Origin of the sequence: uncultured Pseudoflavonifractor sp. (genome assembly GCF_944387275.1) — a bacterium.
Taxonomy (GTDB): Bacteria; Bacillota; Clostridia; order Oscillospirales; family Oscillospiraceae; genus Pseudoflavonifractor; species Pseudoflavonifractor intestinihominis.
Map to the genome: position 1 here is coordinate 1 of NZ_CALXEG010000018.1, position 12741 is coordinate 12741.

Sequence of the window (12741 nt, forward strand, 5' to 3'; positions counted from 1 at the left end):
CGATTGCTGTAAAGAACTCGGCCGGGAATGTGGAAGCCGGGACGAGAATTGTACTGAGGGGGTATCGATTTGAGAGTATTTGACGGAGCTGAATACAGGGACGCCACACCGGAGGAGATCGCGGCATGGGAGGCTGCTGCCAACCAACCCGCACCCCCGCCCAGCACGCAGGAACAAGGTGTCACCCTCATGCGAGCTATAGCGCGTTCTGTAACCACACTCACCGACGCGGTGGCCCTGTCTGTCCCTGATCTCCTTCCAACCTGGGAGGAGCTGCTGGCCGCTGGTACCGAAATTTCCGCCGGGGTATGCCTGACATGCAATGGACAAACATACCGTGTTGTACAGTCTGTGACACCGCAGGCGCACCAGCCTCCGGACGCAGACGGGATGTTTGCAATCTACCGACCCATTGAGCGTGAGCACGCCGGAACGCAGTATGACCCTATCCCGTGGGTGTACGGTATGGACAGCTACAACGGCAAATACTACTCCTACGAGGGCAAGACATACCTGTGTAAATCAGACATGCTTCCTTGCGTCTGGACTCCCGGCACCGCCGGGCTGTGGCAGTGGGAGGTGGTATCATGAGCAAGTACATCCAGCGTGTCCGACTTGGACACATCAAGCGACTGGCCCTGGTCACCGGCGGCGGCCGGAGCCTGGAGCAGGTCAAGGCGGCGGAGCAGCCCGACCTCATCTGCAACGCCGGATTTTTTGACAGCATCAACCACCCCACCCACCACCTGAAGGCAGACGGGGTGGTGCGGGCAAAAGAGAGCTGGGGCTGCTGGGGCTATGCCTGGGACTCCGGCGGCGATATCGCACTGACCGCGCTGCCCGCCGATGAGCGGGCCAACTACATCGGCGGCTATGAGCTGCTCACCCCCATGGTGGGCATCCAAGACGCCCTGAGCTACGGCGCGGAGCTGGGCAGCCGCCGGGGCCGCACGGCCATGGCCCTGGACGGGGAGCACCTGATCCTGTACGTCTCCGGCGACGGCACGGCGGACGCGGCAACTCCCGAGGAGCTGCGGGCGGAGCTGTACGCCCTGGGGGCGGAGACGGCCGTCATGCTGGACGGCGGCGGCAGTGCTCAGTGCGACTTCGGCGGCGGCCAGGTCATCGACTCCGCCCGCCCCGTGGACAGCTACCTGTGCCTCTGGCTGGAGGAAGAGGACAACGACAAGGAGGACAAGCCCGTGGACGAGATCACCCAGGCAATCATGACCAACAGCGCCTGCTGCAAGGCGGGCCGCACCATCACCCCCAAGGGCATCATGGTGCACAGCACAGGCACCCCCGGCGCCATGGCCGGCCAGCTCCGGGCCGGCTGGGACAGTGCCCAGGCCACGGCGGCAGTCCACGCCATGGTGGACGACGGCCAGACACTCCAGACCCTGCCCTGGACCTGCCGTGGCTGGCACGCCGGAACCGGCACCAGCGGTGCAACCGCCAACGACACCCACATTGCCTTTGAGATCTGCGAGCCCGACCAGTGCCGTCTGCTGCCGGTAGAGTGGGCGCCTCTGTACCGTGGGGCCAAGGGCATGAGCGCCTGGGCCGTCAAGCGTTGGCAGCAGGAGCTCCAGCGGATGGGACTGTACACCGGGGAGGTGGACGGCAGCTTCGGCCCGGCCACCGAGACGGCCACCAGGGCCGCCCAGTCCGCCCTGGGACTCACTCAGGACGGCTCCTGTGGTCCCGCCACCCTGGCGGCGGCAGCGGCCCAGCCCGGCTCCCTCATGGCCTACGACCCGGAGGAGACGGCGGACTACTTCGAGGCCGTGTGGGCCCGCGCCGTGGCCCTGTGCGCCTACCTCTGCAAGGAGTACAAGCTGGACCCGGAGCAGGACATCCTCTGCCACGCGGAGGGCTACCGGGCGGGCATCGCCTCCAACCACGCCGACGTGGAGCACTGGTGGCCCAGGCACGGCAAGACCATGGACGACTTCCGCGCCGCCGTCAAGGCGGCCTTGGGCGGGGACGGCCAGACGGAGCCGGAGGAGCCCCAGCAGCCCGCAGCGGAGCAGCCCGCCGACTGGGCGGCGGAGGCCTGGGCGTGGGCCAAGGCCATGGGTCTGCTGGACGGCACCCGGCCCACGGCGGCCAGTACCCGCCAGGAGGTGGCGGTAATGTTCAGGCGCTTTTATGAGGCCGTCAAGGCCGGAAAGTGAGGAGATACATATGGATAATCTGACCGCAATCAAGGCCGCTGTGGCCGCCGTTCTGGGTGCGCTGACGGCCTTCTGGGGCTGGTTCGGCTGGCTGGCGTTCGCGTGGGTGGGCCTGATGCTGCTGGACTACCTGACCGGCAGCGCGGCCGCCTGTAAAAACGGAGAGTGGTCCTCGTCTGCGGCCCGTTCTGGTGTGTGGCACAAGGCCGGCGAGGTAGTGGTGGTCCTGGTGGCAGCAGCCGCAGACCTGCTGCTGAGTCTGGTACTGGACAACCTGCCGGTGGTGCAGCTGCCTGTGGCCTTCCGGGGCATCGTCTGCCCGCTGGTATTGGTATGGTACTGCCTCACTGAGCTGGGCAGCATCGTGGAGAACGCTGTCCTGATGGGCGCGCCGGTCCCCGCGTGGTTGACCAAGCTGCTCCAGATTAGCCTGGACGCCGTGGACAGCGCTGGTGAGCAGGCTGGAGCCGGAACCGAAAATACGAGAGAATAAGAAGCAAGCCCCCGCCAGAACATTCCGACGGGGGCTTGCTTTGTTATTAATTCATTATTTATGTGTATTGTAACGAATGAATAAAAGTTTTGTTATCTGTGCAAATTTTTACTTGTGGAATATAAATCCATCTAAAACGCGCGGAAGGTTTTCCTTTTTCTTAATGATTCTTTAAGCTTTGGGGCAGGGTTTTCTAAAGATTAGCGGGCTATACTCAGACCTGTAAAGAGGAAAAGACAGGCAACGACAGGAGGGTTGGACATGAAGGTCCTGATTCTGACGGGAAAATTCGGCATGGGCCACTGGTCGGCCTCCCAGTCTCTGGCGCAGCAGTTCCAGGACGAGGAGCCCGGCACGGAGGTCAAGGTGCTGGACTTTATCGATTACGCCGTACCCAGCGCCTCTGAGGCGTGGTACAAGGGATTTTCCCTGCTGGTCACCCACGGCAGCGGGATTTACAATACTTATTACAAGATGACCGAGAACATGGAGAGCGACGCCCATCCGCCCTTCGAGTGGCACTTCCTGGACCGTCTGTCCACCCTGCTGGGGGAGGAGGAGCCAGACATGGTGGTGGCCACCCACCCCCTCTGCGCCCAGCTGGTGTCCCGCTACAAGCAGGAGACCGGCGCGGCGCTGCCTCTGGTCACCTGCATCACCGATCTGTCCGTCCACGGCGAGTGGATCAACAGCGGCACCGACTGCTATCTGGTGGGCACCCCCGAGCTGCGGGAGCGGCTGGCCAGGAAGGGCGTGGACCCGGCCATCATCGTGGCCACCGGCATACCGGTGAAGGCCCAGTTCAAGACCACCCCCCACCGCCGGGACGGCCAGCGGCGGCACCTGCTCATTATGGGCGGCGGCCTGGGCCTGCTGCCCCGGAAGGACCGGTTCTATGAGGAGCTCAACGCCCTGCCCGGGGTGGAGACCACCATCATTGCCGGCCGGAACGAGAAGCTGCGGGAACGGCTGGACGGGAAGTACGAGCACATCCATGTGGTGGGGTACACCGACCGGGTGTACGACTACATGGCCCAGGCGGATCTGATGCTCTCCAAGCCCGGCGGCATCACCATGTTTGAGAGCATTTTTTCCGAACTGCCCCTGCTGACCTGGGAGCCTTTCCTCCAGCAGGAGATCAACAACGCCCGGTTCCTGCTCCGCGCCGGCATCGGCGCCGTGGCGGCCAAGGAGATCGAGGACTGCCTGGAGGCGATCCGCGATCTGATCTACGACCGGGAGAAGCTCTCGGCCATGGCGGACAATATGCGCCGTCTGAAGGGCCAGCTGGCGGAGAACAGCCTGGGCGCCATTCTGGAGACCCTGCGTGTGATGAAGGGAGCGTGCGCGTGATGAAGAAAAGGAAATCTGCGGGGCGCTTTGCGGCCCTGACCGCCCTGGCCGCGCTGCTGGTCCTGGCGGGGCGGCTGGCGTGGGGCTGGAGGCAGGTGCACACCCATGAGTAAGGGAAAACGTCTGGCGGGAGGCATCCTGCTGCTGGGGCTCATTGCCCTGACCTTTTACCTGCTGCTGCGCAATCAGCCGGTCTCCCAGCTGCTGGAAGTGCTGGGCCGGGTGAAGCCGGGCTATGTGGTCCTGGGCCTGGGGCTGATGTTCGTCTTTGTGGGCAGCGAGGCCATGTGCTCCAAGCTGATCCTGGGCCGCCTGGGCCATCCGCTGCCCTACCGCCGCTGCCTGGGCTTCTCCTTTGTGGGGTTCTACGTCAGCTCCATCACCCCCTCCGCCACCGGCGGCCAGCCCGCCCAGATCTACTACATGAGCAAAAACGGCGTGCCCCCCGCCCACGGGGCCCTGAACATGATGATGATCGCCGTGTGCTACCAGGTGACCGTGCTCCTGTACGCAGCCGTTACGGCCATCGCCATGCCGGGCCTCATAACCGCCATGGGCCCCGGCATGGGCCTGCTGCTGCTCTACGGCGGGGTGGTCATGCTGGCCCTCACCGCCGGGATGCTCTGCTTCATGTTCCTGCCCAACGCAGCCCGGCGGCTGATGAACGGCCTGCTGAACCTGGGCGCCCGGCTGCGGCTGGTCCGGGACCGGGCCGCCGCGGCGGAGAAGCTGGAGCGGCAGATGGCGGAGTACCGCTCCGGCGCGGAGTGCTTTAAGAAAAACGCCGCTCTGGTGCCCGTGCTGCTGGGGCTGAACCTGGTGCAGCTCACCGCCCTGTTCCTGGTGCCCTTTGTGGTGTACAAGGCCTTCGGCCTGAGCGGCCACGGGGCCATGGAGCTGGTGGGCGCCCAGGCCCTGCTCACCCTGGCCACCTCCTCGCTGCCCCTGCCCGGCGCGGTGGGCGCCACCGAGGGCGGCTTTGTCACCCTGTTCGCCCTGTTTTTCGGCACCTCCCTGGTGACGCCGGCGGTGCTGGTGTCCCGGGGCATCAGCTTTTACGCCTTCCTGCTCCTCAGCGGCTGCGTCACCCTGGCGGTCCACCTGTCCACCAAGCGCCGCAACAGCGAAAAAAACACATGCGCAGCGGCTGCGGGGCTGAATAGAGCGGTCCCCACCGCGTAAGACGGTGCAGAGAGAAGCATTTTCACCGCAGCAGGTGGAAAAAGAGCGGACAAAATGGGAAAATACAGGTAAAACAGAACCTGTTTTCACAGATTGCCTCTGAAATGCCCTTGGAGAAAGGATTATTTTTACAGCGGAAACGGCCGTGCCCTCTTGTGGGGCACGGCTTTTTTCGCTATAATAGAGAAGAAAATGCCGCGCTGGTCCGGTGCGGCAGCGCGGCCGCTTTTATGGGCCCGGTCCTCAGGGACAGGGTCAAGAGGGAGTGGGGAGCGGCTGCGGAGAACAAAGCAGAAAAAGGGAGGACTTTTTCTTATGAAGTATCTGGGCATTGACCTGGGCGGCATCAATGTGGCGGCCGCCGTAGTGGATGAAGCGGGCACCATTCTCAGCCGGGGCAAGATCTCCACGCCCCGTACCGGCGCGGAGGCCGTTGCCGCCGCCATGGCCGAGGCGGCCCGGCAGGCGCTGACCGCCGGCGGTTTCACCATGGATGATATTGCGTCGGTGGGCATCGGCTCCCCCGGCGTCATTGACCCCAAGAACGGCATCGTGGAGTACTGGTCCAACCTGGACTTCCACAACGTGCCCCTGGCCGACATGCTCAAGGCCCGCCTGGGCAAGGAGGTCTACATCGAGAACGACGCCAACGCCGCGGCTCTGGGCGAGTATGCCGCCGGCGCGGGCAAGGGCAGCCAGTCCATGGTGGCCATCACCCTGGGCACCGGCGTGGGCGGCGGCGCCGTGCTGGACGGCAAGCTGTACACCGGCTTCAACTACGCCGGTCTGGAAGTGGGCCACTTCGTCATCGAGTACAACGGCCGGCTGTGCACCTGCGGCCGCCGGGGCTGTTTTGAGACCTACGCCTCCGCCACCGCCATCATCAAGCGGGCCCGGGAGCGGATGCAGGACAACCGGGAGACCCTGCTGTGGAAGCTGGCCGACGGCGACCTGGACAAGGTGGAGGCCCGCACCGTGTTTGACGCGGCCTCCCAGGGGGACCTGCTGGCCAAGGAGCTGGTGGAGGAGTACCAGTCCTATCTGGCCTGCGGCATCACCAGCCTGATCAACATCTTCCAGCCCGAGATCTTCTGCGTGGGCGGCGGTGTGGCCGGCGCCGGCGAGACCCTGATGGGGCCTGTGCGGGCCATCGTGGACCGGGAGGACTACGCCCGGGACAGCAAGCGCCGCACCATCCTCACTCTGGCCCAGCTGGGCAACGACGCGGGCATCATCGGCGCGGCCCTGCTGCCCCTGTTCCGCTGAGACGGGCACCAAACTCCAGACTGAACCACCCGGGGCGGACGCCGCAGAGAGCGGCGTCCGCCCTTCTGCCGTATTTTGCCCGGCAGCGGGAAGATTGCCTTGCAATTTCAGGCAGAACCCGGTATACTGAATTCCAAATATATGAAGCCCAAGGAGGAAACGATTCCATGGACATACCTGTGCCTCTTCTCATCGGCGGCGCCGAGGACGGCGGGACGGACGGCGGCCGGGAGAGCACCTGGCTCCCCGGGCACCGGGAGAAGCTGAACCTGCTCCAGCGGTCCTGGGCCGCGGCCGGCTGCGGCGCGGTGGCGGCGCCCACCTTTCGGGGCAACCGGTTCCGCCTGCCCCGCCGGGACGGGGAGGAGGACGTGCGTGGGTACAACCGCACCCTGGTGGAGCTGACCCGCCGGGCGGTGGGGCCGGAGGTCCTGGTGGCCGGGGGCATGGGGCCCGCCGGGCAGGAGCTGGAGCCCTTCGGCGACGTGACCTTTGAGGAATTGGTGACGGCCTATGCCGAACAGGCCGCCGCCCTGGAGGAGGCGGGCGTGGACCTGTTCCTGCTGGCGGAGGGCATGACCATGGCCGAGGAGCGGGCCGCCATGCTGGCGGTGGGACAGGCCTCGGGGAAGCCGGTGGTGGTGCTGGCCCGCTGCGACGAGGAGGGGCGCACGGAGTCGGGCACCGACGTGCTGGCCGCCCTGATCGTGATGCAGGGCATGGGCGCGGCCGCCTTCGGGCTGTCCTGCGGCGAGGGGGCGGAGGTGCTGCTGGAGCAGCTCCAGCGGCTGACGCCCTACGCAACCATCCCTCTGGCGGTGGTGGCGGACAGCGCCATGCCCGCGCCCCAGACGCTGGCAGAGGCGGGGGTTCGGGTCTTTGCCTGCGGCGGAGGCATCAGCGGCGAGGGCGTGGCCGCCCTGAGCCGGGACCTGGAGCAGGTGGACCTCTCCCGCTTTGTGCCGCCGGAGCGCGACCCGGACGTGATCCCCTGCGCCAGCGAGAAGGAGGCCCGGTTCATCACCCCCGACGTGGACGTAGGGGAGACCATCGAGTGTACCCCCGACCTGATGGAGGAGATCTTGGAGGCGGAGGAGATCTGTCCCCAGGGGGCGCTGAAGATCGCCATTCTGGAGGAGGACGACGTGGCCGTCTTTGCGGAGAACCAGTACGCCATCCGGGATGCCCTGTGCCTGTGGTCCGACGTGCCCGAGCTGCTGGAGCAGGCCCTGCGGGTGTACCAGGGCCGGGCCTTCTGGGACGGCACCGGCGACCTGGAGCCGGAATTCCTGGCCGAGATGGCGAAAAAATACGGCCTGGTCCTGCTTTAATAGAAAAAGAACTCTTTTGCCCCGCCGGATGTGCCTGTAATGGGACACGCCCGGCGGGGCATTTTGCTGTTTTCAGCGCAGTTGTTTTGGCGAAAATGACCAAAACAGCTGCGCTTTTTCTTGCCCGCTTTGACCGTTTCGGGCGGCAAATAAACCGCTTGAGACAAAACCGCGCCGAACCGGCGGTAAATATCTATACTGACAGACAGAACGTGTCACGGGAGACATGCTCCGCAGCACGGAGGGCGGACGGCCCTCTGAACTTTTGACGGAGGAGGAAGAAAAAGAGGAACATCCTGGCACAACAAGAACAAGCAGAGGAGGACGTATATGAAAAGAAAAGCGGCAATCTTGCGCGGCGTGGCCGGAATCATGGCGTTTCTGTTTTTCCTGTGCACCGCCGCAACCACGCTGACCTTCCACTATGCGGGCGTCATCAACCAGGCCCTGGGCGTCTCCACCACCCAGATCATCCACAATGACGACGCCGCGGCGGCCGACGCGGTGGTCTATGACAACGAGTACGGCACCGACCCCAACAACAACCAGGCGGCCCTGATGCTGGAGATGGACGTGGCCGCCGAGAACATCAAGCAGGCCGAGGAGGGCACCGTGCTCCTGACCAACAACGGGGCTCTGCCTCTGGCGGAGGGGGCCGGTGTGACCGTCTTCGGCAACGGTGCGTTCCACCCCATCGGCACCTCCACCCGCACCCCCTTTGAGTCCATCGTGGCCTCCACCCTGACCTCCGCCCTTCAGGACGCCCTGGGCGCGGAGAACGTGAACGCCACCCTGGGCGACACCGCCTACGCCGACCTGGGTACCACCAGCATCACCTCTGTGATGGAGGCCCCCATCGCCGACGTGAAGGCCCAGGAGAGCTCCTGGCAGAGCAGCTGCAACGACGCGGCCATCGTGGTTCTGTCCCGGGCGGGCAGCGAGAGCAACGACGCATCCCTCTACAACGACGACGGCAACCACTATCTGGGCCTGTCCGACAACGAGGCCGATCTGATGGCCTACCTCCAGAGCCAGAAGGAGGCCGGCGTGTTCGGCTCCATCATCGTGCTCATCAACTCCGAGCAGGCCATGGAGCTGGACTGGCTGGACGACTACGGCGTGGACGCCTGCATGCTGGTGGGCCGTCCCGGCGCGGTGGGCTACACCGGCGTGGTCAACCTGATGGTGGGCGCCGCCAATCCCTCCGGCCGCGTGGTGGACACCTACGCCGCCAACTCCCTGTCCGCTCCCGCCGTCACCTATGCGGGCAACAACACCCAGCAGTGGTCCAACCTGGACTGGGTGGCCGCCAATGACGCGGACTGGGGCGCCGACGGCACCTCGGAGAGCAACTGGATCCTCTACGCCGAGGGCATCTACACCGGCTACAAGTACTATGAGACCCGCTACGAGGACACCGTCCTGGGTGCGGGCAACGCCTCCAGCGCCGTGGGCTCCTCCACCGGCAGCGCCTGGAGCTACACCGACGAGGTGGTGTTCCCCTTCGGCTACGGTCTGAGCTACACCACCTTTGAGCAGACCCTGGACGGCGTGGAGTACGACCCTAACACCGACTCCTACCTGGTGGAGGTCACCGTGACCAATACCGGCGATGTAGCCGGTATGGACGTGGTGGAGGTCTATGCCCAGACCCCCTACGGCGACTACGAGAAGCAGAACAACGTGGAGAAGGCGGCCGTCCAGTTTGTGGGCATGGGCAAGACCGGCACCCTGGAGCCGGGCGCCAGCGAGACCGTCACCGTTGAGGTGGACCGCTACTTCCTGGCCAGCTACGACACCTACGGCGCCGCCGGATACATCCTCAGCGCCGGGGACTACTACCTGGCCATCGGCACCAGCGCCCACGACGCGCTGAACAACATCCTGGCCGCCAAGGGCTGCACCACCGCCAACGGCATGGACTACGACGGCGATGCCGCCAAGACCCACACCTGGAACCAGGCCGAGCTGGACACCGAGAGCTATGACCTGTCCCGGTTCACCGGCGTGGAGGTCACCAACCTCTTTGACAAGGCCGACATCAACTACTACGACTACGACTTCACCTACCTCTCCCGCTCCGACTGGGAGGGCACCTACCCCGCCGAGGCCATCGAGGTGGCCATGACCGAGGAGATGCTGGAGGACATGATCCCCGACTGGTACAGCGCCGCGGATTATGACACCGGCGAGACCTTCACCACCGGCGCGGACAACGGCCTCACCTTCGCCGACCTGTACTACACCGACTTTGACGACGAGGAGACCTGGGACGCCTTCCTGGACCAGCTGTCCATCGACGAGATGCTCAGCCTGATCTCCGACAACGACGGCTACGACCCCATTGAGAGCGTGGGCATGCCCGGCGCCAACCGTACCGACGACAACACCGGCATCGGCAACCTGGTGTGCAACAATGCCAGCTGCATCGGCTGGGTGTCCGAGGTCACCACCTCCCGCACCTGGAACACCGAGCGGTTTGACCAGCGGGGCCGCCTGCTGGGCATCGAGTCCCTGTTCTGCGGCGCCACCGAGATCTGGTACGGCGGCGGCGACCTGCACCGCACCCCCTTCGGCGGGCGCAACCACCAGTACTGGTCTGAGGACGGCAACTTCGGCTACATCGTGGGCACCCACGAGGCTGCCGCCATGCAGGCCGTGGGCACCACCTTCTGCATCAAGCACTTCGCCCTCAACGACCAGGACTACGCCCGTGACGGCGTGGCCACCTTCACCAACGAGCAGGCCCTGCGTGAGAACTATCTCCGGGCCTTTGAGGGGGCCTTCTGTGAGGGCGGCGCCCTGAGCGTCATGACCGCATTCAACCGCATCGGCTGCGTGCCCAACAACGCCAACCCCGCCCTGCTGGACGGCGTGCTCCGGGGCGAGTGGGGCTTCAAGGGCCACGTCACCTCCGATGGCTACTCCTCCTACGCCTACAAGAACCACTTCGCCGAGTTCCTGGTCACCGGTCAGGACTACTACTGCCTGGACGCCGGCGCCTACCGCAACGCCATCCAGGGGCTCATCGACGGCGGCGACACCGCCATCCTCTCCTACCTGCGTGAGGCCGCCAAGCACGACCTGTATGTCCTCAGCCGGACCTGGTCGGTCAACGGCCTGACCAACGGCAGCACCATCCTCACCATCGTACCCGGCTGGCAGAAGGCCCTGCTGATCGCCACAGCAGTGCTGGGCGTGGGCTTTGTGGTCTGCACCGCCGCCAGCGCCGTCATGGTGTACAAGAAAAAGCACACTGCGGAGGTGAAGTAAGGTATGAAGGGAAAAAGCATCAGCGCGAAGCTGAGCCTGATCGCCGCGGCGGTCAATCTGGTTGCTCTGGTCGCGTTTATCATCTACGGCGCCATCTACAGCTATATGGACTCCATCGTGGTCCTGGCCCTTCTGCTGGGCGCGGTCTGCGGACTGGCCTATGCCCTGGTGGACAAGAAGGCCACCGAGTTCCTCAACCTGGTCCAGGTGCTCCTGGTGTCCTACGGCGTGGGCCTGTTCTTCCTCAACAGCTACCCCGTCTGGGCCGACCGGCTCAACAACATCACCATGTACGGCGCCCGGGGCTCCCTGGTGCCTGTGGTGGCCATCATTCTGCTCTGCTTCGCCACGGCCATCCTGGGGATTGCCTCCTGCTTCACCAGAAAGGAGGCGGCTTGAATGAAACCGCGTAAACTTCTCAGCCTGCTGCTCACGGCGGGCGTGCTGGGCCTGCTGTGCACCTCCTGCGCCACCACGGCCCTGGACAACATCAACACCTACTACGACGAGGTGGGGGCCGTCATGGACGACTGGTTCGCCAGCAGCACCTCCGCCGGCGGCTCCGCCACGGAGAGCCAGAGCACGGCCGCCAAGCTGGACGCCCCTGCCGACTTCACCCTCAGCGAGAACGGGGACTACTCCTTCACCGGCGTGGCCAACGCGGACTACTACCTGGTCTACTTCTGCGCCCCCGACGCCACCGGCGACAGCGACCCCTTCCTCTTCTCCAGCAACTCCATCGCCGCCACCGGCACCGGCGGCGAGACCTACTCGGGCAACATCGACGACCTGGTCCAGTACGGCTACGGCGAGTACCTGGTGAAGGTGTTCGCCTTCCCCAGCCTGAACGACTCCGCCCACGCCATGTCCACCGCCGCCACCGCCACCTACTCCTTCTCCGGCGCCCAGGACGCCCCGGTGGTGGATTACCTGTGGAACACCTTTGACGGCACCGTTGACGTCCAGGTGTCCAACATCGCCGACTACATGTACCAGGTCTACCCGGACACCGTGGAGGTGACCTTCACCAACACGGCCGACGCCGCCGACGCGGTGGTGGTCACGGTGGAGGACCTGTCCGCCGACCACTACAACGCGGTCTCCGACGCCCTGACCCCGGGCGCCACCTATGACATCACCGCGGTGGCCCACAGCGAGAGCGCCTTTGTCACCAATCCCACCTCGGACACCACCCAGGTGGCCCAGGGCGTCACCTTTGACGGCCACAACGTGATCTCCGCCAACTACTACTACACCGACGGCATTGCCCGCAACTCCTTCAGCTATCCCCAGTACGTGGACCGCTTTGACCTGACCAACGGCGGCGTGTTCAACTGCGGCAACAGCTCCATCAGCTTCAACTTCACCGCCACGCCCACCGCCGCCTCCGCCGGCTCCGCCTACACCTACAGCATGACCAGCGACAACCGCCCCTTTGCCATCAAGGACGGCACCCTGGAGCTGTACACCGACGGCACCTTCCGCTTTGACCAGTACAGCGAGATGCCGCCCCAGGGCCCCTCTCACATCGAGGGCATCTGGACCGACAATGGCGACGGCACCGCCAACCTGAGCTTCGACCACTCCACCCTGCGCACCTCTCTGGACCCGGACTATTGAGCCTGGAGGCACAAAAACTCCCCGCCGCACACTGCGGCGGGGAGTT

Annotated in this window: 8 protein-coding genes and 2 pseudogenes; all 10 read left to right on the forward strand. The window is 65.0% G+C overall.

All coding sequences use genetic code 11. The features are described from left to right. Nucleotides 1-587 precede the first annotated feature (587 nt). Nucleotides 588-1709: pseudogene (locus Q0K23_RS12715) on the forward strand (peptidoglycan-binding protein); the annotation flags it as partial. 90 nt (nucleotides 1710-1799) lie between these two features. Further along, nucleotides 1800-1979 (forward strand): annotated as a pseudogene (locus tag Q0K23_RS12720) (N-acetylmuramoyl-L-alanine amidase); the annotation flags it as partial. Nucleotides 1980-2187: 208 nt separating this feature from the next. Continuing rightward, nucleotides 2188-2670 (forward strand): phage holin family protein, encoded by a 483-nt coding sequence (locus Q0K23_RS06130; protein ID WP_294519295.1) that lies wholly within the window; start codon nucleotides 2188-2190, stop codon nucleotides 2668-2670. A 261-nt stretch (nucleotides 2671-2931) separates the two neighbouring features. Then, entirely contained in the window at nucleotides 2932-4023 is a 1092-nt protein-coding gene (locus Q0K23_RS06135) for a glycosyltransferase (RefSeq protein ID WP_294519298.1), read from the forward strand. Between the two features lie 105 nt (nucleotides 4024-4128). Further along, complete coding sequence (locus Q0K23_RS06140; protein ID WP_294519301.1) at nucleotides 4129-5205, forward strand: lysylphosphatidylglycerol synthase transmembrane domain-containing protein; 1077 nt, start codon at nucleotides 4129-4131, stop codon at nucleotides 5203-5205. A 315-nt stretch (nucleotides 5206-5520) separates the two neighbouring features. Continuing rightward, a complete protein-coding gene (locus Q0K23_RS06145) occupies nucleotides 5521-6471 on the forward strand; it encodes an ROK family protein (protein ID WP_294519303.1) in 951 nt (316 codons plus the stop codon). A gap of 167 nt (nucleotides 6472-6638) precedes the next feature. Next, on the forward strand, nucleotides 6639-7802 hold the full coding sequence (locus Q0K23_RS06150; RefSeq protein ID WP_294519306.1) for a homocysteine S-methyltransferase family protein: 1164 nt from the start codon (nucleotides 6639-6641) through the stop codon (nucleotides 7800-7802). A 330-nt stretch (nucleotides 7803-8132) separates the two neighbouring features. After that, nucleotides 8133-11075: a glycoside hydrolase family 3 C-terminal domain-containing protein gene (locus Q0K23_RS06155; RefSeq protein ID WP_294519309.1), complete on the forward strand. Its 2943-nt coding sequence runs from the start codon at nucleotides 8133-8135 to the stop codon at nucleotides 11073-11075. A 3-nt stretch (nucleotides 11076-11078) separates the two neighbouring features. Continuing rightward, complete coding sequence (locus tag Q0K23_RS06160; RefSeq protein WP_294519312.1) at nucleotides 11079-11474, forward strand: hypothetical protein; 396 nt, start codon at nucleotides 11079-11081, stop codon at nucleotides 11472-11474. Then, nucleotides 11475-12695 carry a hypothetical protein gene (locus tag Q0K23_RS06165; protein WP_294519315.1) on the forward strand — a complete coding sequence of 407 codons (1221 nt, stop codon included), beginning with the start codon at nucleotides 11475-11477 and terminating at the stop codon, nucleotides 12693-12695. Nucleotides 12696-12741 lie beyond the last annotated feature (46 nt).